This is a genomic window from Pararhizobium gei (assembly GCF_029223885.1).
Lineage (GTDB): Bacteria > Pseudomonadota > Alphaproteobacteria > Rhizobiales > Rhizobiaceae > Pararhizobium > Pararhizobium gei.
Genome location: NZ_CP119409.1, coordinates 2,171,918 through 2,195,449 on the forward strand (window position 1 = coordinate 2,171,918; position 23,532 = coordinate 2,195,449).

20 protein-coding genes and 1 pseudogene are annotated in these 23,532 nt (G+C 59.2%); 19 read left to right on the plus strand and 2 right to left on the minus strand.

What is annotated here, in order from left to right:
* Positions 1-726, minus strand: a complete 726-nt coding sequence (locus PY308_RS10710) for a glycerophosphodiester phosphodiesterase (protein WP_275790954.1) — start codon at positions 724-726, stop codon at positions 1-3.
* 253 nt (positions 727-979) lie between these two features.
* Here PY308_RS10710 and PY308_RS10715 point away from each other — a divergent pair, with 253 nt between their 5' ends.
* The 14 genes from PY308_RS10715 to lpxB all read left to right on the plus strand — a co-directional run bounded on the left by PY308_RS10715 (position 980) and on the right by lpxB (position 15,272).
* On the plus strand, positions 980-1,795 hold the full coding sequence (locus tag PY308_RS10715) for a cell envelope integrity EipB family protein (protein ID WP_275790955.1): 816 nt from the start codon (positions 980-982) through the stop codon (positions 1,793-1,795).
* Between the two features lie 190 nt (positions 1,796-1,985).
* Positions 1,986-2,753, plus strand: coding sequence for a 30S ribosomal protein S2 (gene rpsB / locus PY308_RS10720; RefSeq protein ID WP_275790956.1), 768 nt, complete (start codon positions 1,986-1,988; stop codon positions 2,751-2,753).
* Between the two features lie 237 nt (positions 2,754-2,990).
* Positions 2,991-3,914, plus strand: coding sequence for a translation elongation factor Ts (tsf, locus tag PY308_RS10725; RefSeq protein WP_275790957.1), 924 nt, complete (start codon positions 2,991-2,993; stop codon positions 3,912-3,914).
* Between the two features lie 194 nt (positions 3,915-4,108).
* The gene (pyrH, locus tag PY308_RS10730; protein ID WP_275790958.1) at positions 4,109-4,831 is read left to right on the plus strand and encodes a UMP kinase; all 723 of its coding nucleotides are present in this window, start codon (positions 4,109-4,111) and stop codon (positions 4,829-4,831) included.
* Positions 4,832-4,893: 62 nt separating this feature from the next.
* Entirely contained in the window at positions 4,894-5,454 is a 561-nt protein-coding gene (frr, locus tag PY308_RS10735; RefSeq protein ID WP_275790959.1) for a ribosome recycling factor, read from the plus strand.
* Positions 5,455-5,489: 35 nt separating this feature from the next.
* Entirely contained in the window at positions 5,490-6,236 is a 747-nt protein-coding gene (locus tag PY308_RS10740; RefSeq protein WP_434064226.1) for an isoprenyl transferase, read from the plus strand.
* Positions 6,236-7,069: a phosphatidate cytidylyltransferase gene (locus PY308_RS10745; RefSeq protein ID WP_275790960.1), complete on the plus strand. Its 834-nt coding sequence runs from the start codon at positions 6,236-6,238 to the stop codon at positions 7,067-7,069. Before PY308_RS10740 ends, PY308_RS10745 begins: the two co-directional genes overlap by 1 nt.
* A 29-nt stretch (positions 7,070-7,098) precedes the next feature.
* Positions 7,099-8,232, plus strand: coding sequence for an RIP metalloprotease RseP (gene rseP / locus PY308_RS10750; protein WP_275790961.1), 1,134 nt, complete (start codon positions 7,099-7,101; stop codon positions 8,230-8,232).
* A gap of 250 nt (positions 8,233-8,482) precedes the next feature.
* A complete protein-coding gene (gene bamA / locus PY308_RS10755) occupies positions 8,483-10,813 on the plus strand; it encodes an outer membrane protein assembly factor BamA (protein WP_275790962.1) in 2,331 nt (776 codons plus the stop codon).
* Positions 10,814-10,861: 48 nt separating this feature from the next.
* Positions 10,862-11,926, plus strand: coding sequence for a UDP-3-O-(3-hydroxymyristoyl)glucosamine N-acyltransferase (lpxD, locus tag PY308_RS10760; RefSeq protein ID WP_275790963.1), 1,065 nt, complete (start codon positions 10,862-10,864; stop codon positions 11,924-11,926).
* Complete coding sequence (gene fabZ / locus PY308_RS10765; protein ID WP_275790964.1) at positions 11,919-12,386, plus strand: 3-hydroxyacyl-ACP dehydratase FabZ; 468 nt, start codon at positions 11,919-11,921, stop codon at positions 12,384-12,386. Before lpxD ends, fabZ begins: the two co-directional genes overlap by 8 nt.
* Positions 12,387-12,388: 2 nt before the next feature.
* Positions 12,389-13,201, plus strand: coding sequence for an acyl-ACP--UDP-N-acetylglucosamine O-acyltransferase (gene lpxA, locus PY308_RS10770; protein ID WP_434064227.1), 813 nt, complete (start codon positions 12,389-12,391; stop codon positions 13,199-13,201).
* A complete protein-coding gene (locus PY308_RS10775) occupies positions 13,201-14,085 on the plus strand; it encodes an LpxI family protein (RefSeq protein WP_275791088.1) in 885 nt (294 codons plus the stop codon). Before lpxA ends, PY308_RS10775 begins: the two co-directional genes overlap by 1 nt.
* Positions 14,085-15,272, plus strand: coding sequence for a lipid-A-disaccharide synthase (gene lpxB / locus PY308_RS10780; protein ID WP_275791089.1), 1,188 nt, complete (start codon positions 14,085-14,087; stop codon positions 15,270-15,272). Before PY308_RS10775 ends, lpxB begins: the two co-directional genes overlap by 1 nt.
* A gap of 30 nt (positions 15,273-15,302) precedes the next feature.
* On the opposite strand, the gene gltA is transcribed toward lpxB, so the two are convergent.
* The gene (gene gltA, locus PY308_RS10785; RefSeq protein WP_275790965.1) at positions 15,303-16,592 is read right to left on the minus strand and encodes a citrate synthase; all 1,290 of its coding nucleotides are present in this window, start codon (positions 16,590-16,592) and stop codon (positions 15,303-15,305) included.
* Positions 16,593-16,901: 309 nt separating this feature from the next.
* Between gltA and PY308_RS10790 the strand changes: the two genes are divergently transcribed.
* From PY308_RS10790 to PY308_RS10810, 5 genes and pseudogenes are all read left to right on the plus strand, one after another.
* The gene (locus PY308_RS10790) at positions 16,902-19,352 is read left to right on the plus strand and encodes a ComEC/Rec2 family competence protein (protein WP_275782319.1); all 2,451 of its coding nucleotides are present in this window, start codon (positions 16,902-16,904) and stop codon (positions 19,350-19,352) included.
* A 190-nt stretch (positions 19,353-19,542) separates the two neighbouring features.
* A complete protein-coding gene (exbB, locus tag PY308_RS10795; protein WP_275782320.1) occupies positions 19,543-20,526 on the plus strand; it encodes a tonB-system energizer ExbB in 984 nt (327 codons plus the stop codon).
* A 3-nt stretch (positions 20,527-20,529) separates the two neighbouring features.
* Positions 20,530-20,955 carry a TonB system transport protein ExbD gene (gene exbD, locus PY308_RS10800; RefSeq protein ID WP_275782321.1) on the plus strand — a complete coding sequence of 142 codons (426 nt, stop codon included), beginning with the start codon at positions 20,530-20,532 and terminating at the stop codon, positions 20,953-20,955.
* Positions 20,956-21,185: 230 nt separating this feature from the next.
* Positions 21,186-21,851, plus strand: coding sequence for a protein-L-isoaspartate O-methyltransferase family protein (locus tag PY308_RS10805; RefSeq protein WP_275782322.1), 666 nt, complete (start codon positions 21,186-21,188; stop codon positions 21,849-21,851).
* Between the two features lie 308 nt (positions 21,852-22,159).
* Positions 22,160-23,455, plus strand: a pseudogene (locus PY308_RS10810) (TolC family outer membrane protein); the annotation flags it as partial.
* Between the last annotated feature and the right edge of the window lie 77 nt (positions 23,456-23,532).

Consider the following 23,532-nt stretch of genomic DNA (forward strand, 5'->3'; position numbering starts at 1 on the left):
TTAAGCGATGGGCCTTTCGTTCGGGTCAAACCCTTCGAACGTCATCTGGTCCGCATGACGATAGCTGTGATCGACGCCGGCCTGATCCCGGACGGTCCAGGTGATGACTGGCCTGCCGAGCGCGCGCTGCGCGGTGATGAACGGATTGGGAAGATCGGCGTAGAAATACGAAACGAAATCCAGCCCGATCCGCATGGCGTCCTCATTGATGCGATAGGCTTCCGGCTGGTTGCCGCCTGCCGTGAGGCCGAGGGGGTAGGGTGCGTCAAGTGCCTTCAGATCCTTGAGAAGCCAGTGATCGAAGCTCATCAAAGCGACCTTACCCTCGTAGCCCTCCAGCGTGTCGAGTACGGCATCGGCGAAGCCCTCGTCGTCGCCTTTGCGTCCCTTGAGTTCGAGCACCAGGGGAACGCGTCCCTTCACCAGCCGCAACAGCTGGCCAAGCGTCGGCACCTTGTCGGATGTGCCGCCGATCGCAACCAGCCCCAGCTCGCCCGCCGTTTTCTCCCGGATATCGCCCCTGATGCCGCAGAGCCGTTGCATGTCGTCGTCGTGAAAGATCACGGGCACGCTGTCGGCCGTATACTGCAGGTCGCACTCGATCGCAAAGCCATGCTCCACGGCGCGGTTAAAGGCGGTGAGGGTATTTTCCCAAATGGTCCGATTCAGGTCGTGATAGCCGCGATGTGCGACGGGCCGGGCTGTGAGCCAGGAAAGATCGGTCATGTATCAATTCCGTTCAGGCAATTTTAAAGACGGTCTCTGTTTTTCGGTCGCCGAAGCTCTGGCTTGAGCACTTATATGGGCAGTTTGCCAGCTGCGGCCACGGCCGCTTCGGTCAATATTGTGTTTTGCCGGCAAATGCTGCATGCAAACCCTGATAAGTCCGCGGTGATAGGCCACTCTGGGATCATCGCTGCCTCGCTTTTGCCGGATGTGTTCTTATAGCATCGGTGGCGAGTCCAACAGGAGGAAACGGATGTTTCGTTCAGGCTTCGCCTCTGTCGTTCTGGCATGGGCATGTTTTTCAAGCGGAGTTTCGCCAGCGTCCGCTGCGGTTCTGGTACCCCACCGTGCCGTTTATGATCTGGAGTTGAAGGACGTTTCGGACCGCGCCGGCATTTCCGGCATGTATGGACGCATGGTCTATGAATTCAACGGCTCCGCCTGTGAGGGCTACACCGTCAGTTTCCGCTTCGTCACGAAGGTGAGCACCGGTGAGGAGGAGCGGCTGACGGACCAGCAGACAACAACCTACGAGGATGTGAAGACCGGTAATTTCCGCTTTCTCACCCGATCCTATACGGACGAGAAGCTGGACAAGGAAGTGCGTGGCTCCGCACACGAGGCCGAAAAGGGTATAAAGGTCGATCTCACATCGCCTGACAAGCGGGAAGTCGAGTTGGCGCGGGGCCTCTTTCCCACCGAGCATATGCTCGACGTCATCGAGCGTGCGCGCAAGGGAGAGCGTCTTTTCGAATCGCGCATCTTCGACGGGTCTGATGCCGGCGACAAGACGTTGATCACCACGACATTGGTCGGCGCCGAAGCGAAACCGGCGGTGGGCGAGGGGGATGCGGCCAAAGCCGGCGCCATGGCGTCGAAGCCGTTCTGGCCGGTGACCATTTCATACTTCAACGACGAGACCGCCGGCGACGCGGTGCCGATCTACCGTATGCAATTCAAGCTCTACGAAAACGGCATCACCCGCGATCTCACCATGGATTACGGGGACTTCGTCCTGAGCGGCAAACTGGCGAATCTGGAGATCTTCAAACAGGAGGATTGCAAGTAGCGCGCTTCGCAACCGCCTCTATTTCAAGCGCAGCCCTTGATTTATCGCGTTGCAGCTTGTAAGGGCAGCGCATTCCACACGTAAGGTTTGGGATCGTCCGGGAGAAATCCGGATGGTTCCACCCGGTGGCATCTTCGAAGAAGATGCTGTTTGCCTTGCGGAGGTTCAACCGGAAAAAGGAGAAAAAGGCATGGCATTGCCTGATTTTAGCATGCGTCAGCTTCTGGAAGCTGGCGTTCACTTCGGCCACCAGACACATCGCTGGAACCCGAAGATGAAGCCGTATATCTTCGGCGAACGTTCGAACGTTCATATCATCGATCTCGCACAGACTGTTCCGTTGCTGTCGCGCGCTCTGCAGCTCGTCAGCGATACGGTTGCCAAGGGCGGCCGCGTTCTGTTCGTCGGCACCAAGCGCCAGGCATCCGAAATCATCGCCGATGCTGCCAAGCGTTCGGCCCAGTATTACGTCAATGCCCGCTGGCTCGGCGGCATGATGACCAACTGGAAGACGATTTCGAACTCGATCCAGCGCCTGCGCAAGCTTGACGAAATCCTGGCTTCGGAAGCTTCGGGCTTCACCAAGAAGGAGCGTCTGAACCTCGAGCGCGAACGTGAAAAGCTGAACCGCGCTCTTGGCGGTATCCGCGACATGGGCGGCGTTCCCGACCTGATGTTCATCATCGACACCAACAAGGAATCGATCGCCATCGACGAAGCCAAGCGTCTTGGCATTCCGGTCGTCGCGATCATCGATTCGAACTGCGATCCGGACCGTATCGATTTCCCGATTCCCGGCAACGACGACGCGTCGCGTGCGATCTCGCTGTATTGCGATCTGATCTCGCGTGCTGCCCTCGACGGCATCGCCCGCCAGCAGAGCTCCTCTGGCCGCGACCTCGGCGCATCCTCCGATCTGCCGCTTGAGCCGGCACTCGAAGAAGTCGCCGAAGCCTGATCAGGCCTAGACGGCGGTTTTTCCGGCCGTTCCGCATATAAAATCAGGACAAGGCCGTTTACGACTGAAGAAGTGAACGGCCTTGTCCTTTTTGCATCGGGTTCTCTGGTCCGGTGCGCCGAGCCGGGGTGAATTTTCATAACGGTGTTACATTCACGGGCCATGCCCGTTCCATCCTCCTGGTGCCGCGCCGGCCTTGTGGCTGCGGACCAGCTGAACAACGAAGAGGCGATAAAGATGAACATTACTGCAGCAATGGTGAAGGAACTGCGCGAAAAGACCGGCGCAGGCATGATGGATTGCAAGAAGGCGCTGGCTGAAACCGGTGGCGACATGGAAGCTGCGATCGACTGGTTGCGCGCCAAGGGCATCGCCAAGGCAGACAAGAAGTCCGGCCGCGCCGCTGCCGAAGGTCTTATCGGCATCGCCAGCACCGGCACGAAAGCCGTCGTCATCGAGCTGAACTCCGAAACCGACTTCGTTGCCCGCAACGAAGCTTTCCAGGACCTGGTCCGCGGCATCGCCCAGGTCGCCATCGACACGGACGGTTCGGTCGAAGCCATCTCGGCCGCATCCTATCCGGCAACCGGCAAGACCGTTGCCGAAACGGTGACCGACGCCATTGCCACGATCGGCGAGAACATGTCGCTTCGTCGCGCGGCCCTTCTGTCGGTCGAAGACGGCGTGGTCGCCACCTATGTCCACAACTCGGTTGCAGACGGTCTGGGCAAGCTCGGCGTTCTCGTGGCGCTGAAGTCCACCGGCGACAAGGAAGCTTTGAGCGCAATCGGCCGCCAGGTTGCCATGCACATCGCTGCGACCAACCCGTTGGCGATCCGCTCGACCGAAGTCGATGCCGCTGTCGCCGAACGCGAGCGCAACATCTTCATCGAGCAGTCGCGCGCTTCGGGCAAGCCGGACAATATCATCGAAAAGATGGTAGATGGCCGCATGCGCAAATTCTTCGAGGAAGTTGCTCTTCTCTCGCAGGCTTTCGTCATGAACCCCGATCTGACCGTGGAAGCTGCTGTCAAGGAAGCTGAAAAGGCCGTCGGCGCGCCGATCGAAGTGACCGGCATGGCCCGTCTTCTTCTCGGCGAAGGCGTCGAGAAGGAAGAGAGCGATTTCGCCGCCGAAGTGGCCGCTGTCGCCAAGGGCTGATTTCTTCAAGCCATTTCAGAAAACAACAAGGGCATCGCGTGACAACGCGGTGCCCTTCGTGTATCCGGCATCATCATTCAATTGCCGCAGGCTCTTCCAGGCATCAGCCTTCGGAATGATCGTGGCCGCTCAAGAGTGAATGAGATCAGTTTGCACACCATCTTGGATGTGTGTCGTCTTGGACAGGAGTGACGATGTCGGCCAACCCTCTCTTCAAACGTGTTTTGCTGAAAGCCTCCGGTGAAGCGCTCATGGGCAACCAGGGCTTCGGCATCGATGTCGCGGTCGCCGACCGCATCGCATCGGATATCGCGCAGGCCCGCGCCATGGGCGTGGAAGTGGGCGTTGTGGTCGGTGGCGGCAATATCTTCCGCGGTGTCGCGGTTGCCTCCAAGGGTGGAGACCGCGTGACCGGCGACCACATGGGCATGCTGGCGACGATCATAAACGCGTTGGCGCTGGCGACATCGCTGCGCAAGCTCGACATCGATACCGTCGTCCTGTCCGCCATCGCCATGCCCGAAATCTGCGAGAGTTTCTCGCAGCGCGCGACCCTCTACCACCTGTCGCTCGGGCGCGTGGTCATTTTCGCCGGCGGCACGGGTAATCCCTTCTTCACGACAGATTCGGCTGCCGCCCTTCGCGCCGCTGAAATGGGTGCGGAAGCAATCTTCAAGGGAACGCAGGTGGACGGTATCTATACGGCCGACCCCAAGAAGGATCCGACCGCAACGCGCTTCGACCGCCTGACGCATTCGGAAGTCCTGGAAAAGGGGCTGGCGGTCATGGACGTTGCCGCCGTCGCGCTAGCACGCGAAAACAGCATTCCGATCATCGTCTTTTCCATTCACGAGAAGGGCGGTTTTGCGGATATCCTGACCGGCGGCGGTCGTTCGACCATTGTGACCGACAACTGACAGATGCTGTGGCCCGCATCGAAATGAAAGGGCCGATGATGATAAGGATGGGAGTTTGATCCATGAGTGAAGGTATTGATCTGGGTGACCTGAAGCGGCGCATGGAAGGTGCGATCGCTGCTTTCAAACAAGACATCGCGTCGCTTCGGACCGGCCGTGCATCGGCCAATGTTCTCGATCCGGTTATGGTGGAGGCCTATGGTTCGCGCGTGCCGCTCAACCAGGTTGCCAATATAACCGTTCCGGAATCGCGTATGCTGGGTGTCTCGATCTGGGACAAGTCCATGGTCGGCGCCGTCGATCGCGCTATCCGGGAATCGAATCTCGGACTGAATCCGATCGTTGACGGACAGAACCTGCGCATTCCCTTGCCGGAATTGAACGAGGAGCGCCGCAAATCGCTGGTGAAGGTTTCCCATGATTACGCCGAAAAGGCCAAAGTGGCGATCCGCAACGTGCGTCGCGATGGCATGGACAGCCTGAAAAAAGCCGAGAAGGATGGCGATATCGGCCAGGATGTCAGCCGCAGCCAGTCGGACAAGGTGCAGAAAATGACCGATGAGACGATTTCCGAGGTCGACCGCTTGCTCGTCGATAAGGAAAAGGAAATCATGCAGGTATAGCCTGCCGTTTCGAGTCACTGTTTTATCGGACCACGATGTCGAACCCGTTGATCAGAAATATACCTGAGCATGTTGCCATCATCATGGATGGTAACGGTCGATGGGCCAATCTGCGCGGGCTTCCGCGCACGATGGGGCATCGCAAGGGCGTCGAGGCCGTGCGCGAAGCAGTACGGACGGCCGGTGAGGTCGGAATCCGCTACCTGACGCTCTTTGCGTTTTCGTCCGAGAACTGGAGCCGGCCGGAGGCTGAAGTCAGCGACCTCATGGGGTTGCTGAAAGCCTTTATCCGAAGAGACCTGTCCGACCTGCATCGGCAAAATGTCCGAATCCGCGTCATCGGCGACAAGACCAACCTTCGCGGCGACATCCTCCCGCTGCTGATCGAGGCCGAGGAAACCACACTCGACAACAGTGGCATAACACTGGTCATCGCTTTCAATTATGGTGCCCGCGACGAGATAACGCGAGCCGCCCGGGCTTTGGCTGTAGAGGTGGCGCAGGGGCGGTTGACGCCCGACCAGATCACGGCCGAGCGGATCACAAGCAGGCTCGATACGGCTGGAATACCGGATCCTGATCTGGTCCTGAGAACGAGCGGCGAGGAGCGTCTGTCCAATTTTCTGCTATGGCAGGCAGCTTACTCCGAACTGTTGTTCGTTCCGGAACTGTGGCCGGATTTCACGCGCGAGGTTTTCTTGAGTGCCCTGCAGGCCTATGGCAGCCGCGAGCGGCGGTTCGGCGGGCTGGCACAGCCGGCAACGCTGGCGGTCGGGTCCTGATGCAGAAAGAACTGAAGTTGCGCGTCGTGTCGGGCATCGTGATGGCCGCTTTGGCGCTTGGCGCCACATGGGCCGGCGGCATAGCCTTTGAACTGTTGTCCGTCGCGATTGCCGTCCTGATTTATTACGAATGGTCAACGATCACGAAGCTTGCCGCGCGGGATTTTCGAGGCAATGCGCTGGGCTGGTTGTCGCAGATCGTCATCGCCGCTCTTATCCTGTTTGATGGATCCCAGCTCACTCTGCTGGTCCTGGCCGGCTTTGCCGCCCTTGCCGCAGGCTGGGTTGTCCTCAGAGCCGGCAGCTGGTGGTTGCCGGGCGGAATTGTCTATGCGGGACTGACGGGAATATCGCTTTCGGCGATCCGCGGCGACAGCGATATCGGTCTGGTTGCGATGATCTTCGTTTTCGCGGTTGTCTGGGCAACGGATATTCTGGCCTATTTCGTCGGTCGGGCAATCGGCGGCCCGAAGCTTGCTCCACGGATTTCTCCTGGAAAAACCTGGTCGGGCTCTATTGGCGGGGCGTTTTTTGGAGTCGTTGCCGGGGTCGCCGTGGTTGCCAGCTATTTTTCGCTGGACGACGTGCGCATTCCGTTGCTGGCGCTTTTTCTGTCCGTTTCCAGCCAGGTCGGCGATCTTTTCGAGTCCTACATCAAACGTCGCTTCGGCGTGAAGGATTCGAGCAAGCTGATTCCCGGACATGGCGGCGTCATGGACCGCGTCGATGGACTTGTTTTTGCCTGTTTTGCCGCGCTTCTGTTTGTTCTGATACAGGTCATGCTCGCCGGTGGACAAAACGCTCCCATGGGGGCAATCCTGCTTGCGCCTTAAGCGGCGCTGCCTAGCTGATCGAGGATTCCATGGCTTATCTGGCTGAAATGTTTCAATTCATTGTCGGCTATATCGTTCCGTTCCTGGCTGTCCTGACATTGCTCGTCTTCGTGCATGAGATGGGGCACTACCTCGTCGGCCGCTGGTCCGGTATCCGGATCCTGGCATTCTCGGTCGGTTTCGGTCCGGAACTGCTCGGCTATACCGACAAGCAGGGAACGCGCTGGAAGTTCTGTGCAATCCCGCTTGGTGGTTACGTGAAATTCTTCGGCGACGAAGACGCGGCGAGCATCCCCGACTATGCCCGTCTGCAGCAATATTCGGCTGAAGACCGTGACCGGACATTTCTCGGTGCCAAACTGTGGAAGCGTGCCGCCACCGTGGCGGCCGGTCCGATCGCAAACTTCATCCTCGCGATCGCGATTTTCGCCGTGCTGTTCTCGATCTACGGGAGGCCGGTGGCCGACCCTGTGGTGGCGGAGGTAAAGGAAAATAGCGCCGCCGCCCAGGCCGGCGTGCAGCCGGGCGATCTCCTGGTATCCATCGATGGCAACGCTGTGACGACTTTCGACGATGTGCGGCGCTATGTCAGCATTCGGCCGGAGACGCCGATCACGATCCAGATCAAACGTGGCGGTGAACTGCTCGACCTGCCGATGACGCCTCAGCGGACCGACATTACCGACCAGTTCGGCAACAAGATCGAACTTGGCATCATCGGCATCGTGACGAACCAGGAAACCGGCAATTTTCGTCTTGAAAATCTTGGCCCCGTCGAAGCCATCGGGCAGGGGGTGGTCGAGAGCTGGCATATCGTTACCGGCACCTTCAACTACGTCGCCAATCTCGTGACCGGCCGGATGAAGCCGGACCAGTTGGGTGGCCCGATCCGCGTCGCACAGGCATCGGGTCAGATGGCGACGATCGGCATCGCTGCCGTGCTGCAATTGGCAGCCGTTTTGTCAGTTTCCATTGGATTGCTCAATCTTATGCCCGTGCCAGTCCTTGATGGAGGTCATCTCATGTTTTATGCCGTGGAAGCGATACGGGGGAAACCGGTCGGACCGGGTACCCAGGACATCGCCTTTCGTATCGGTTTTGCAATGATCCTGATGCTTATGGTGTTTGCAACCTGGAACGACATCAGTTCGTTGATCGGATAACGAAGGTGACTTGAAAAACGGCGCGGGCTTTACGGAGCCAAGCTGCGGAGCCCAGTCTATTCAACAGGTTGGATCGAAAGGAATTGTTTACGATAAAGCAATTCCGTAGTGGCGATTGGGACACGGTTTCAATCGAAGTAAACAGAAATTAACGAGCTACCTTGCTTGTATGAGAAAAGCAGTTAAAACGGCAGCCGTGACCGGAGTCGGTATGAGTTCGCTGCGGGGCATCGGGAAGAAGGTAAGATTTATGAAAGCTGGTTCAAAATTTTTGAACGCGGTGTCGGCGGTTGCGCTGTCTACTGGGATTGTCGCATCGGGGACTGGCATTGTAACGCTTGCAAGCGCATCTGTCGCAGAAGCCGCAACCATCAGCCGCGTCGAAGTCCGCGGAGCGACACGAGTCAGCCCGGAAACAGTCCGTGCAAACGTCACCATCGTTCCCGGCAAAAGCTTCAGCAATTCCGATATCGACGCTTCCGTGAAGCGCCTGTATTCGACCGGCTATTTCTCCGATGTCAGTATCAATGTTTCCGGCGGTACGCTGGTCGTGACCGTCAGCGAAAACCAGTTGGTCAACCAGGTTGTCTTCAACGGCAACCGCAAGATCAAGGACGACAAGCTGCAGGCTGCCGTCCGTACCCGCTCGCTCGGTCCCTATAGCGAAGCGACGGCGGAATATGACATTCAGGCGATCAAGGATGCGTATGCCGGCATCGGCCGCAACGATGTCACGGTCACAACCCAGGTGGTTCCGATTGCCGAAGGACGTGTCAACCTGGCCTTCGTAATCAACGAAGGTGACCGCACGAAGATCACCTCCATTAATTTCGTCGGCAACAACGCCTACAGCAATGGCCGTCTCCAGGCCGTGATCGCGACGAAGAAGTCCGGCATTTTCTCCTTCCTGAACCGGAAGGATGTCTATAATGCGGACAAGCTTCGGGCCGATGAGGAACTGCTACGCCAGTTTTATTATAACCGCGGTTATGCCGATTTCCGCGTCGTGTCGTCCGATGCCGTTCTCGATGAAACGAGCAATGAGTATACGGTGACGATCACGGTGGAAGAGGGCGAGCGCTACGACTTTGGTCCGGTAAATGTGGAATCGACCGTCGAGGGTGTCGATGCCGAAGAGCTCAAGGGTCTGATCCAGACCTCGGAAGGCTCCGTCTACAAGGCCAAGGACGTTCAGGAAAGCATCTCGGCAATCTCGCAACGGGTGGCCGCTCAGGGCTATCCATTCGCGCGCGTGACGCCGCGCGGCAACCGCGATTTCGGCAATCGCACGATCGCCGTCGATTACCTCGTGGATCAGGGTGAACGCGCCTATATCGAGCGCATCGAAATCCGGGGCAATACGCGAACCCGCGACTACGTGATCCGCCGCGAATTCGATATGAGCGAAGGCGATGCGTTCAATCAGGAAATGATTGCGACGGCAAAGCGCCGCCTGGAGGCGCTGGGTTATTTCTCGGCCGTCAATATCTCGACGCAGGCCGGCACTGCGTCCGACCGCGTTGTCATCGTTGTCGATGTGCAGGATCAGTCGACCGGCTCCTTCGGTATCGGTGCAGGCTATTCGGCCGGCAGCGGCGGCGGCTTCCTTCTGGAAGCGTCTATCGAGGAAAAGAACTTCCTCGGTCGCGGTCAGTATATCCGTCTTGCCGCCGGTCGCGGCGAGGACAGCAAGACCTATAACGTTTCGTTCACGGAGCCCTATTTCCTCGGCTATCGTCTGGCAGCCGGGTTTGATATCTTCAAGAACGAGAATGACTTCGACGACGACAATTACAGCTACGAGGATCAGGGCTTCAGCCTGCGCGTCACCGCGCCGATCACGGAAAGACTGTCGACGACGTTCCGCTACAATTATACGGAGCTTGATTACAGCGGCGACACCGACGAACTGTCGAGCCCCTACCGCCGCGTGGTGAATGATTCTTCGTGGACACGGTCGTCGATATCCCAGACTTTGACCTATAATTCGCTTGATGACGCGCAATTGGCGCATGAAGGTATTCTCGCATCGGTAACGCAGGAATATGCCGGCTTGGGCGGGACGTCCGACTTCTACAAGCTGACGGCCAAGGCAAAGTGGTTCTATACCGTCAATGAAGATGCCGACATTATTGCATCGCTTGCCGGTACTGCCGGCCATGTGATCAACACCGGCGGCCAGATGGAGGTCTTCGACCAGTTCCAGCTTGGCAACAGCGACATTCGCGGTTTCGAGCGCAACGGCGTCGGTCCGCGTGCTGAAAATGGCGATGCCATCGGCGGTACGACCTATTTCACAGCATCAGCCGAGGCAACGTTCCCGCTGCCTTTCGTCGCGCGTGATGCTGGCTTCCGTGGCGCGATCTTTGCAGATGCCGGCACGCTTTATGGTAACGACGTCAATGTGACGGCTGCGGACGGTGTCAGGGGTACAGGCAGCGACCTGCGCGCTTCGGTCGGTATCGGCCTCATGTGGGCATCCCCCTTCGGGCCGCTGCGTGTCGATTATGCCATTCCTGTTGCAAAGGAAGATTACGACAAGGTTCAGAACCTCAAGTTCGGTATTTCGTCGTCCTTCTAACCTTTGCAGTCCAGAACTGCCTGCCAAAACTGTTCTGGAGTGTTGGCTATGGAAAACAACTGGTTCTTCCCGCTGCATGCTGGGGTTCGCCTGAGCGATCTGGCTGTTCACATCGGCGCAACCCTCGAAGACAAGACGAGCGCCGACCGGATCGTCCGGTCGGTGGCGCCCGTTTACAGGGCAAAAGACGGCGACATTTGCTATATGGTGTCGCGCAAGAACCGTCTTGAACTGGACACGTGCCAGGCAGCGGCGATTGTCTGCGACGCGGCCCTTGCTCCCTTGGTTCCCGCCCATATTCCTGTGTTGCTGACCGCTCACCCGCATACGGCCTTTGCGCTTGCTGGTGCTTATCTGCATCAGGACGCGATGCGACCGTCCCGCACCCTGTCGCAGGGCGGCATCTCGCCAATGGCTGTGATCGATCCGCAGGCACGGCTGGAAGCCGGCGTCGAGGTCGAGGCGCTGGCGGTGATCGGCGCGGGTGCTGAGATCGGCGAGGGCACGCGGATCGGCGCGGGCGCGGTCATCGGCGCAGGTGTCCGCATTGGTCGCGATTGTACGATAGCGGCCGGAGCAAGCGTTGTCTGCTCTCTCATCGGCAACAATGTCATCATTCACGCAGGTGCCCGGATCGGTCAGGACGGCTTCGGAAACGCTCCAGGCCCGAAGGGCGGCATGATCAAGATCGTCCAGATCGGCCGCGTCATTCTGCAGGACTGGGTCGAGATTGGTGCGAATACGACCATCGATCGCGGAGCGATGGACGACACGGTGGTTGGCGAAGGCACGAAGATCGATAATCTGGTGCAACTCGGGCATAATGTGCGCATTGGCCGTCACTGCGGTATTGCCGCCCAGGTCGGCATCGCCGGCAGCACGCATATCGGCGACGGTGTCATGATCGGCGGAGCCGCCGCCATCAACGGACATATCCGTATCGGCAATCGTGCACAGATCGCGGCAATGAGCGGTGTCGCTGCCGATGTTCCGGCTGGCGAACGTTATGGCGGCATCCCGGCGCGCCCCATGCGCGATTTTCTTCGCGATGTTGCGGAGATGTCCGCACGAGCCCAGAGCAGACAAAAGAGATCCGGAGGCAAAAATGAGTGAACCAGAAAACGCTGTTCTCGGAACGGCTGAAATCCAGGACATCATGAAACTGCTTCCCCATCGCTACCCGTTTCTTCTGGTTGATCGGATCATCCAGATCGACGGCGACAGTTCGGCGATCGGGATCAAGAACGTGACGGCGAACGAGCCGCATTTCACCGGCCATTTTCCGGAACAGCCGATCATGCCGGGGGTTCTGCTCATCGAAGGCATGGCCCAGACGGCCGGAGCTATCTGTGCCCGCAAGACCGGCAACGGCAGCAATCTCGTCTACTTCATGACCATTGACAATGCGCGGTTCCGCAAGCCGGTCGTGCCCGGGGACCGTGTCGAATACCACGTGGTCAAGCAAAAGCAGCGTGGCAATATCTGGAAATTTCATTGTGATGCAAAAGTTGACGGGCAACTGGTTGCGGAAGCTGATATCGGCGCAATGATTATCAGCAAGGAAGACGCCTGATCATGATCGCCCCCACTGCGAAGATCCATCCGCTCTCGGTCATCGAAGACGGGGCGGTGATCGGCGACAATGTCGTGATCGGTCCCTTCTGTCACATCGGGCCGAAGGTGACGCTGGCGGATAATGTCGAGCTTATCAGCCATGTCGTCGTGCTGGGCCGCACCACCGTCGGCAAGGGGTCGAAACTATTTCCCTCGGCGGTAATCGGTGGCGATTCACAAAGCGTGCATCACAGCGCGGTCGATACGACCCTGACGATCGGCGAGAACTGCACGATCCGCGAAGGTGTCACGATGAACACCGGCACCGTCGAACATGGCGGCGCAACGATCGTCGGCGACAACAACCTGTTCCTCGCCTATGCGCATGTCGCCCATGATTGCCGTCTTGGGAATAACATCATTCTCTCCAACAATGTGATGCTGGCCGGTCACGTGACCGTGGAGGATCGGGCCATTCTCGGCGGCGGCTCTGCCGTGCACCAATTCACGCGGATCGGACGGCAAGCCTTTATCGGCGGACTTTCGGCTGTCAGCTACGACGTCATCCCCTATGGCATGCTCAACGGCAATCCCGGCATATTGAGCGGCCTGAACGTGGTCGGTATGGCCCGCGCCGGCTTTGAAAAGCCGGTCATCCATGAGGTTCGCCGGGCTTACAAACAGATTTTCGAAGGACCGGAATCGATCCGTGCCAATGCGGCGGCCATTCGCGCAGAGTATGAAAACTGCCCGCCGGCTTTGCAAATTCTCGATTTTATCGCGGCCGAGAGCGATCGTGCCCTGTCGTCGCCAAGCCGGGGTAAAAGGGGCTGATCCCGATGAGCATCGACAGCCGGCCGGAGACACGGGGAAGGCTGGCTATCATTGCAGGCGGCGGCATGCTTCCGCATCATGTCGCAGAGGCTGCCCGTGCACGAGGCGACAATCCCTACATCATCGCGCTCAAGAACGAGAGCGGCCGTGACTGGTCGGGTTTCGACCATGCGACGCTTGGCATCGGCAATTTCAAATCGATTACGGCTGCGCTGCTCGCCAAGGGTATCGATCGTGTCGTGCTGTCTGGGGGGGTCCGGCGACGTCCCGAGTGGCGCGACATCAGGCCGACACTGCGCACGCTGGCGAAAGTTCCGGCCGTGCTGAAAACGCTGATCTCCGGTGGCGACGACGCCGTTCTCAAGATGGCGATCGGGCTGATCGAGGCGAGCGGCGCGCGCGTTATCGGCGTTCAGGACATCATCCCCGAGTTGCTGGCTGAGACAGGTCCGTTGGGAAAGATCTCGCCGGATCGGGAAGACTGGAAGAATATCGAGGTTGCCGCCTCCGCGGCCGTTTCGCTTGGCAGGCTCGACGTCGGACAGGGGGCAGTTGCGGTCGGCGGCCGCGTCGTTGCGCTGGAGGGGCCGGAAGGAACGGATGCCATGCTGGCCCGCGTTGCCGCCCTGCGTGCCGAGGGACGAATTTCATCACACCGTCGCGGCGTCCTGGTCAAGCTGTGCAAGCCGCAGCAGGATCTCCGCGCAGATCTTCCGTCCATCGGCGCCTCGACCGTTCTCGGTGCGCGGGCAGCAGGCCTGGCCGGAATTGCCGTTGAAGCCGGTCGGGCGCTGGTTCTGGAAAGATCGGCGCTGATTTCCGAAGCCGACAACGCCGGCCTCTTTGTCGCCGGTATCGACCGCGCGTTCCTGAGCGGCATATGATGAGCGGGCCTGGACTGAAGATCGCAGTGGTTGCGGGCGAGGTCTCTGGTGACCTGCTCGGCGCTGACCTGATCCGGGCGTTCAGACCTCTGGTTCCGGGCTCGTTAAACGTTATCGGCGTTGGCGGGGAAGCGCTTCAAGCCGAAGGCCTGACATCGCTGTTCGATTATTCCGAACTGTCCATCATGGGCATTTCCCAGGTTCTGGCAAAACTGCCCAAGCTTGTCATGCGCATCCGCCAGACGGCGCGGCATATCATCGCCGCAAAGCCCGATATGCTCGTCATCATCGACAGCCCGGATTTCACCCATCGCGTGGCCAAGATCGTTCGCAAGGCCCTGCCGGACCTGCCAATCGTGAATTATGTCTGTCCGAGCGTCTGGGCCTGGAAACAGGAGCGCGCGGTTAAAATGCTCGCTTATGTCGATCACGTACTCGCGGTGCTGCCGTTCGAGCCGGAGGTCATGCAACGTCTCGGCGGGCCACCGACAACCTATGTCGGTCATCGTCTGGCAAACGATCCGGATGTGCTGGCGGTGCGCGCCAGACAGGTACAAAAACATGCGGAAGGCGTCGCTGCCGGGGCGGGGGCAACCTGCCTTTTGTTGCCAGGTTCTCGCTCGAGCGAAATCACCCGATTGCTGCCGGACTTCGGCAAGACGATGGAGATCCTGCTCGTTCGGCATCCAGGCATGCGTTTCCTGTTGCCGACTGTCACGCAACAGGAGCAACTGGTGCGGGCCATCACATCGTCCTGGAGGGTGCAACCCGAGATTTCCGTCGGATCGTCGACCAAATGGCAGGCCTTTTCCGAGGCGGATGCGGCGATCGCGGCGTCCGGAACGGTGATTCTGGAGTTGGCGCTGTCCGGAATTCCTGTGATTTCGGCCTATAAGGCCGACTGGTTCATTCGCCTGATGCACAAGCGCATCAAGATCTGGACCGCGGCGCTCCCCAATCTGATGGCGGATTATCCGGTGGTTCCCGAATATCTCAACGAAGCCATCCGGCCGGGCGCCCTGGCGCGCTGGATGGAGCGGCTGATGGCCGACACGCCGGAAAGGGCGGCGATGCTTGCCGGCTTCCGGACGGTCTGGCAGCGGATGGAGACGCAAAATCCACCCGGAGAAAGCGCAGCCTGTGTCGTCCTCGATATCCTCAAAACAAGAAAGCCCGATCATCTCTGACCGGGCTTTTCAACGTTCATAGGCTTAGGTTTAACGTTTCGAAACGGGAATGTAATCGCGTTCGGGTTCGCCGATATAGAGCTGGCGTGGCCGGCCGATGCGCTGTTCCGGATCCTCGATCATCTCGTTCCACTGGGCGATCCAGCCGACGGTGCGGGCAAGCGCGAAGAGAACGGTAAACATGGTCGTGGGGAAGCCCAGCGCCTTCAGCGTGATGCCGGAATAGAAGTCGATGTTCGGATAGAGCTTCTTTTCGATGAAATAGCTGTCCGTCAGGGCAATGCGCTCCAGTTCCATCGCAACTTCGAGCAACGGATCGTCCTTATGGCCCAGTTCGGCCAGAACCTCATGCGTCGTCTTCTGCATGATCTTGGCGCGCGGGTCGTAGTTCTTGTAGACCCGGTGACCGAAGCCCATCAGGCGGAACGGGTCGTTCTTGTCCTTGGCACGCGCAACGAATTCCGGGATACGGTCGACCGAGCCGATTTCCGACAGCATGTTGAGGGCAGCCTCGTTGGCGCCGCCATGGGCGGGTCCCCAGAGGCAGGCAATGCCGGCAGCGATGCAGGCGAAGGGATTAGCCCCCGAGGAGCCGGCAAGCCGAACCGTCGAGGTGGAAGCATTCTGCTCGTGATCCGCATGCAGGATGAAGATGCGGTCCATTGCCCGCGACAGCACGGGATTGACCACATAGTCTTCGCACGGGACGGCAAAGCACATGCGCAGGAAGTTGGATGCATAGTCGAGATCGTTCTTCGGATAAACGAAGGGCTGGCCGATATGGTACTTATAGGCCATGGCGGCAAGCGTCGGCATCTTGGCGATCATGCGCAGGGAGGCCACCATGCGCTGATGCGGATCGGTAATGTCGGTGGAGTCGTGATAGAAGGCGGACAGCGCCCCGACACAGCCGCACATGACGGCCATCGGATGCGCATCACGGCGGAAGCCGGTAAAGAAGCGCGACATCTGTTCGTGCACCATGGTGTGATGCGTGACGCGATAGTCGAAATCCTTCTTCTGCGCAGCGGTCGGAAGTTCGCCGTAGAGCAACAGGTAGCAGACTTCAAGAAAGTCGCCGTGTTCAGCAAGCTGTTCGATCGGGTAGCCGCGGTGCAGGAGAATGCCCTGATCGCCATCGATATAGGTGATCTTCGATTCGCAGGAGGCTGTCGAGGTGAAGCCGGGATCATAGGTGAACTGGCCGGTCTGCTTGTAAAGGGTGCCGATATCGACCACATCCGGACCGATCGAGCCCGATCGCACCGGCAAATCTACCGATTTTCCGTCGACCGTCACAACTGCGCTTTTTCCTGTCATGGGGATCCTCCGTTTGCAGCAAACTGGCACACAATTATGCCGCATATATTAACGCCGACCATGTGCTATCCGATTTGAGTCTGACTGCCAAGTTGAAGCAAGGGCAAATATTGCGACGCAAAAATAGGCATACGGCAATGCAATAATTGCATGTTATGCCGACATGTCCAACGGATAAACAGGTTCACGCCAAGTGCCTCCGCAGCCGCTGTCAAGTGTTGCCACTTTTTTATGCAACATTCCTGACGGTTGCATTATGCCGTTGGAGGTTGCATTGTCCACAGACCTTGGCAGGATGGAATGGCATCCATGGGCGATGGGAAGGAGCTAGTCTCGGCAGCGCGCTCGCAACATCGCGAGGCATGGTTTGCCATGGCTGGCGATAGCCGGCAAGTTCCTGAAACTGCTAGCGAACCGGCCCGCGCCCGCCGACTGGGCCTCTGGCGGAAACCACATGCCTTTGCGCGGTTATCGCATATCAAGGTGGTCTATCGCCGGGCAGTGGAGGAGGAACAGGCATTCGGTCATGGCTTTTTGTTCGTGCCCGTCTGTCTTGGGGCTGGCTCTCTGGTTTGGTTTTCCACGCGCCAACAACTCGATCCTACAAAAATTGCAGTGCTGCTTTGCATTTTTGGCATAGCGGCATTCATATTCCGGCATTCCTGCAGCGCATGGCGCACCGCGCTATTCGCAGCCGCCCTGATACTCGCCGGCATGGTGCTTGCCACCGCAGAAACGGCGCGCAAGGCGACAGTAATTTTGGATTCGCCGGTGACGACCTTGGTGCGCGGCACGGTCCTGTCGCGGGAAACGACAGACCGGGGACATTGGCGGTACACGATTGCCATCGGCAGCACGGCAAATCCGAGGTTGAAGCGCCCGCCGGAAACGGTGACTCTGTTGTCGCGCAGTCGCGGAAAACCGATTGAGGTCGGTGGCGGCGTGGAGGGAAAGGCTCGACTTTCGCCGCCGTCCGGCCCAGCCTTGCCCGGTCTCAACGATTTTGCCTTCGACAGTTATTTCAAAAGCATCGGTGCCGTCGGCTATTTTTACGGCGCACCGGCCCCTGTTGAATCCGGAGCAATCGCCGGAGAAGGCCGGCTTCAGGCGGCTCAGGCCGCGATGGCCAGAATGCGGGAAAGTATCGGGCATCGCATACGCTCGACGATCGGCGGCGACGCCGGGGCGATTGCCGCGGCACTTATCACGGCCGAGGAGAAAGCCATCGGTCGCGAAACGATCGAGGCCCTGCGGGAAGCCGGGCTGGCGCATGTTCTGGCAATCTCCGGTCTCAACATGGTGCTGGCGGCCGGAACCTTCCTGATCGGCGCGCGAACGCTTCTCAGCCTCATCCCCGGTCTCGCCCATCGCTTTCCCATCAAGAAGGCCGCCGCCGCCGGGGCGCTGGTCATGGTCTTTCTTTATATTCTCATTTCGGGCGGGGCCGTGTCTGCTGTGCGATCGTGGATCATGATTTCCATCATGCTCGTCGCGGTTTTCGTCGACCGCCCTTCGATCAGCCTGCGCAATGTCGCCTTGTCGGCGATCGTCATTCTTGTCATCACGCCATCGGCCGTGACCGGGCCGGGTTTCCAGATGTCTTTTGCGGCAACGCTTGCGCTCGTTGCCGGCTATTCGCGGTGGCGGGAAAGGCCGAAATCCGGACCGGCGATGCCAACGGGACGGGCCGTGCCGCTCAAGGCCGTCAGCGGATTTTTTGGCGGGTTGCTGCTCAGTTCTCTCATCGGCGGCCTGGCAACGATGATTTATTCCGCCGGATATTTTCATCGCCTCGCAGCCTATGGTCTGGTCGGCAATATTCTGGCGATGCCGGTCATCAGCATCCTTGTCATGCCCTTTGCCCTGCTTGCCATGTTGCTGATGCCGTTCGGGCTGGATCGCTACCCGTTGCTTGTCATGGGGCAGGGATTGGAATGGGTCATCTTCGTCGCAAAGATGGTGTCGTCCTGGGGCGGGGAGGTGACGACCGGCCGCATTCCCGTGCTTGCCTTCGTCCTGATCGCCACCGGCGGTGTGCTGGCTTGCCTGCTGCGCACATGGCTCGCCCTGTCGGGAATAGCCGTGGTCGCGGTAGGGCTCTGCGTGGCCTGGATCGGAGCAATGGAGAGGCCGGTGGTTGTCATCGCGGAAGATGGACGCATGGTGGCCATGATCCATGGAAGAAAAACGGCGACGAACCGGGAAAAGCCACCGGACTTCGTGTTTTCGCAATGGCAGCGTGCCCTTGTTTTGGGAAAGGTCGTGAAGCCGCTCCAGAGGCGCGACTTGCTGATCGGCGAAACGGACGGCAAAACCGGAGCAGGGCCGGGCCGGGCTCGGAACGGGCCTCCGGTCGATCTGCCCGCGGCGCGGCGCGGCATGCGTCAATTGCTTGCCGAGACGAAGATGAACAGGTTTGCCTGCGTCCCGAAACAATGGTGCGCGGGCACGGCCGCGCCCGGCTGGAAAATCGTCACGGTCGAGGATGTCCGCTTTCTCGGCGCTGCCTGTGATGAAGCAGATATCGTTGTGACACCGGTCGGGGTACGCCTCAGCGCCTGCCGGTCGTCAGCGCAGCTGTTCACGGGCCGAAGCCTGAGGCGCACAGGTGCGATCGAAATTTTCGCCGCCGAGCCGTCACGCAAAGCGAAAGACGAGAAGACACCGATGCGGCTGGTGACTGCTTTAAACGATCTGCAGCGGCCCTGGGTCCGGCACAGATCCTATGACTGGCGAAGCGGTGAATTTTCCGACCCGTGAAGCGGGCCTGCCGGCAATCAGAGCCGCAGATATATTCTTGATTAATTTACTCCACAAATCCTTGCGTTTCTGCCATAGTCTGGCATATGACACCGCAACGGCGAGGTTCACATCGGCCGTTTGAGGAATTGTTTCCCCGTCTCTTATCCTCCCAAGGAGCGACGGGTGGCCTGAAGACAAGGATGGAGCCATGGCGAGCCGCCCGATATCAAAATTTTCGATTTTGGCCCTTACTGCGCTTGTGATGGTGAGTGCAGCGCCGGTTCAAGCGCAGGAAAATCAGGCCCCGGCAGCAGAGCAAACGCAGGATGTGCAAACGGCGCCCGCCGGACAGATGCTCCCCTCGCAGCAGACCATGCAGGCAATCCCTGCGGATTCCGCCTCTCCCGCGGAAGCGGAGGGTGTTGCTCCTCCTGAAGGCAACCCGGGTCTACCGCACGATCTGTCTCCGGTCGGCATGTTCCTTGCAGCGGATATCGTCGTCAAGATTGTCATGAGCGCCCTTGCGCTGGCTTCCGTCGCCACCTGGGCCATCCTGGTTTTCAAGGTTTTTGAACTCTCGGCCGCGCGGCGGAAACTGAAACGCGCCGTCCGTCTGCTGACGGAAGCGATCGTGCTTCGGGACATCGGAGACAGCCTTTCCCGGAAATTCGGTCCGGCAGGCACCATGTTTGCCGCAGCCTTGACCGAGCTTTCGAAGTCCGAAGCCGTTCTCGATGTCGTTCCTGCGCAGGGAATCAAGGAAAGGCTGGCCTCGCAACTGCAGCGGATCGAGGCCGGAGCCGGAAAACGCATTGCCAGCGGTACCGGGATCCTGGCGACGATCGGGTCCATTTCTCCCTTTGTCGGCCTTTTCGGGACCGTCTGGGGCATCATGAATTCGTTCATCGGCATCAGCCAGGCACAGACGACAAATTTGGCGATTGTCGCGCCCGGCATCGCCGAAGCGCTTCTTGCGACAGCCATAGGTCTCGTTGCCGCCATTCCGGCCGTCGTGATCTACAATTATTTCTCGCGGGCCATCAGCGGATATCGTCTGCTTCTGGCCGATGCCTCGGCGGCCGTCGAGCAGCTGGTCAGCCGGGATCTCGATTTCCGTCAGGCGCGCCGCATAGCGCCGCGCAAATCGGAGCCGCATGCCCATGCGGATATTGGCATCGCACGGATCGGGTGACCTATGGCCAGCAGAATCAGCGAAAGCGGCGGCGATCTCGACGAAAACAGCGAAATCAACGTCACGCCCTTCATCGACGTCATGCTTGTCCTTTTGATCATCTTCATGGTCGCCGCGCCGCTCGCCACCGTGGACATGAAGGTGGATCTGCCGCAATCGGCTGCGCAGCAGACGAAACGGGATGACAAGCCGGTTTTTGTCACGCTGAAAAGCGATCTCACGCTGGCACTCGGCAACGAGGAGACGGCACGCGAAACCTTTGCGGCGGAATTGTCACGCATCACAGAGGGCAATACCCAGACCCGCATTCTCCTGCGGGCCGACAAACTGGTCGATTACGGTGAACTGATGAAAGTGATGAACCTCATCCAGCGCGCCGGCTACGTCAAAATCGGCCTTGTCGGACTGGAAGCCGCTCCCGCCGGTTGAGTTGGCGACCATATAATCCGTAAGACCTCGATAGCCGCGGATCTTTCAAGGCCCCACTTTTGCCGACCCTGAGTGGCCTCGTGGAGCTTGCTTTTTTGCGAGAACTGCATTCCATAGCTTGAAACCACGGCGATGCCGAATTATGAGCGTCGCTGCGGGTATCGCGCAGGTCGTTTCTCCGTGCACCAAAGCGAACGCCGCCGTGGCGATCCGGATAATGAGGCAGCAAGATGGACTTCGAAGCAGCACGCATCAAGATGGTCGATAACCAGATCCGTACCACGGATGTGACGTCGCATGCCGTTCTGGCAGCCTTCCTTGCCGTCCCGCGGGAGGACTTCGTACCTGTCGCCAAGAAGCCGCTCGCCTACATCGATACCGATATCGAACTGTCCGTCGAAGGGGTTTCCGGAAAACGTTATCTGATGGAGCCGTCACCGCTGGCAAAACTGTTGCAACTGGCCTCGATCTCCAAACAGGACAAGGTCCTCGAAGTCGGCGCCGGCACAGGCTACGCGTCCGCTGTCCTTTCGATGCTGGCAAGCTCGGTCGTCGCGCTCGAAAGCGAGCCGGCACTTGCGCAGGAGGCCACAGCGACACTGAACCGCCTTGGCTACTCCAATGTTTCCGTCGTGACAGGCGATCTGGAAAAGGCCCATGCGGCGGCCGCGCCTTACAACGCGATCTTCGTCCATGGTTCGGTAGAGACCGTACCGCAAGCACTGCTCGCTCAATTGAGCGATGGCGGCCGCCTGGTTGCCGTCGTCGGCGCCGGCAATGCATCGCGTGCGCGGCTGTTCCTGAACGAAAACGGCAGGATTTCCGAGCGGCCGGCTTTCAATACAGCGGTCAAGCCCCTTCCAGGATTCCGGCTTGCCCGAGAATTCGTCTTTTAAAGACCTACGTTTTGTGAGCGCATCGGTGCAGTCAGCCAAACGAATGTGGCTGATCGGCAACGCGGTGTCTTTTCCTTTTGTCAACTGCGGTAGAGGATGACGGGCACGGTTGCGGCGTCGCCAAATCCGCGCTTCAAAGTGAATTTACGAAAGGGATGACCGGCACCGCTCTGGTTGTGGTCTGGTTATATTGCGGAATTTGGCTGGGGGGACCGGCTGTCGTGCCGGGAAAGAATTTGCCGATGTTTCGTAAACTAGCCATCACCGTCCTTGTATCGGCAGCAGCCAATCTGGGTGCGCCTTCGGCTTTTGCCGAAACGATCTTCGGTGCGATGGAAAAGGCCTATCAGAACAATCCGGATCTGAACGCCGTTCGGGCGGCTCTGCGGGCGACGGACGAGGGCGTGCCGATTGCGAAATCCGGATATCGGCCGCGGATTGCGGCGACCGCCACGGGTGCGCTCACGCGTCTCGATCGTGAATTCGGCCCCAGGGCGGATTTTCATACCGGCGCAGCGGGGATCACCATTACCCAGCAGATCTTCGACGGATTTCAGACGCTGAACAATGTCAGGGCCGCGGAAGCCAATGTCTTTTCGAGCCGGGAAACTCTGAAAGCCAATGAAATCTCAATTTTGCTTGCTGCTGCGCAATCCTATGCAAACATCGCCCGTGATCAACGCATCGTCGCCATCCGCAAGCAGAACCTCGCCTTTCTGAAGGAACAGCTGAAGGCCGCCACAGCGCGGCTTGACGTGGGCGAGGGGACGCGCACCGATGTCAGCCAGGCGCAGGCAGAACTTGCAAGCGCCCAGGCAATTTTGGCGAGCGCCGTGTCTCAGTTGAAGCAGAGCGAAGCGGTGTATGTGCGGATCGTCGGGGATGCTCCGAAGTCCATCAAGCAACCGTCTCCTGCATCCAGGGCGATGCCCAAAAATCTCGATCAGGCCGTTGCCGGCGGTTTGCGTGACAACCCGACTATTGCCGCCGCCGAGTATAATGTGGACGCTGCCGGTTTCAGGGTGAAGTCTGCAGAAGGAACCATGCTTCCCGGCGTCGTCGTTCAAGGCTCGATCACGCGCAACACGGGGGACTCGCCGACCAGCACGGACAGCAGCACGAGTTCCGTTACCGCGCGTCTTGAAGTGCCGATCTATCAGGGTGGTGCGGAATACGGGCAGATACGTCAGGCCAAGGAACGCCTGGGGCAGCAGCGGATACTCGTCGATTCAGCGCGAGCGGAAGTGCAGCAGACCATTGTCTCTGCCTATGCGCAGCTTGAGGCTGCCATTGCGAACATCAGCGCCAACAAGGCGGAAGTCAGCGCTGCGAATATGGCGCTGGCGGGCGTTATCGAGGAACGGAAGGTCGGTCAGCGCACGACGCTTGATGTGCTTGACGCACAACAGAGCGTCCTGGCCGCCGAAGAAAGTCTGGTGACATCGCAACGCAACGCCGTCGTCGCCAGCTACTCGCTCCTTGCCTCGACGGGCAGGTTGACGATCAAGAGCCAGAACCTCGATGTCGCCGAGTATCGCGCCGAGGAGCATTACGAAGCCGTCAAGGACAAGTGGTTCGGATTGCGCACGGTCGACAGACAATAATTTTCTGGGAAGACACGCAACTCTGCATGCTGATCGCGCGCTCGGCGATAGCGGGTGCCCTGCGAACAAATCTGTGC

Bases quoted from the DNA above. Each gene is read 5' to 3' on its own strand.
- PY308_RS10710 (WP_275790954.1), bottom strand. From the start codon at position 726: ATGACCGATCTTTCCTGGCTCACAGCCCGGCCCGTCGCACATCGCGGC.
- tsf (WP_275790957.1), top strand. From the start codon at position 2,991: ATGAACATTACTGCAGCAATGGTGAAGGAACTGCGCGAAAAGACCGGC.
- fabZ (WP_275790964.1), top strand. From the start codon at position 11,919: ATGAGTGAACCAGAAAACGCTGTTCTCGGAACGGCTGAAATCCAGGAC.
- bamA (WP_275790962.1), top strand. From the start codon at position 8,483: ATGAAAGCTGGTTCAAAATTTTTGAACGCGGTGTCGGCGGTTGCGCTG.
- lpxD (WP_275790963.1), top strand. From the start codon at position 10,862: ATGGAAAACAACTGGTTCTTCCCGCTGCATGCTGGGGTTCGCCTGAGC.
- lpxA (WP_434064227.1), top strand. From the start codon at position 12,389: ATGATCGCCCCCACTGCGAAGATCCATCCGCTCTCGGTCATCGAAGAC.
- exbD (WP_275782321.1), top strand. From the start codon at position 20,530: ATGGCCAGCAGAATCAGCGAAAGCGGCGGCGATCTCGACGAAAACAGC.
- PY308_RS10805 (WP_275782322.1), top strand. From the start codon at position 21,186: ATGGACTTCGAAGCAGCACGCATCAAGATGGTCGATAACCAGATCCGT.
- PY308_RS10715 (WP_275790955.1), top strand. From the start codon at position 980: ATGTTTCGTTCAGGCTTCGCCTCTGTCGTTCTGGCATGGGCATGTTTT.
- frr (WP_275790959.1), top strand. From the start codon at position 4,894: ATGAGTGAAGGTATTGATCTGGGTGACCTGAAGCGGCGCATGGAAGGT.
- pyrH (WP_275790958.1), top strand. From the start codon at position 4,109: ATGTCGGCCAACCCTCTCTTCAAACGTGTTTTGCTGAAAGCCTCCGGT.
- gltA (WP_275790965.1), bottom strand. From the start codon at position 16,592: ATGACAGGAAAAAGCGCAGTTGTGACGGTCGACGGAAAATCGGTAGAT.
- PY308_RS10740 (WP_434064226.1), top strand. From the start codon at position 5,490: ATGTCGAACCCGTTGATCAGAAATATACCTGAGCATGTTGCCATCATC.
- PY308_RS10790 (WP_275782319.1), top strand. From the start codon at position 16,902: ATGGGCGATGGGAAGGAGCTAGTCTCGGCAGCGCGCTCGCAACATCGC.
- rseP (WP_275790961.1), top strand. From the start codon at position 7,099: ATGGCTTATCTGGCTGAAATGTTTCAATTCATTGTCGGCTATATCGTT.
- rpsB (WP_275790956.1), top strand. From the start codon at position 1,986: ATGGCATTGCCTGATTTTAGCATGCGTCAGCTTCTGGAAGCTGGCGTT.
- PY308_RS10745 (WP_275790960.1), top strand. From the start codon at position 6,236: ATGCAGAAAGAACTGAAGTTGCGCGTCGTGTCGGGCATCGTGATGGCC.
- exbB (WP_275782320.1), top strand. From the start codon at position 19,543: ATGGCGAGCCGCCCGATATCAAAATTTTCGATTTTGGCCCTTACTGCG.
- lpxB (WP_275791089.1), top strand. From the start codon at position 14,085: ATGAGCGGGCCTGGACTGAAGATCGCAGTGGTTGCGGGCGAGGTCTCT.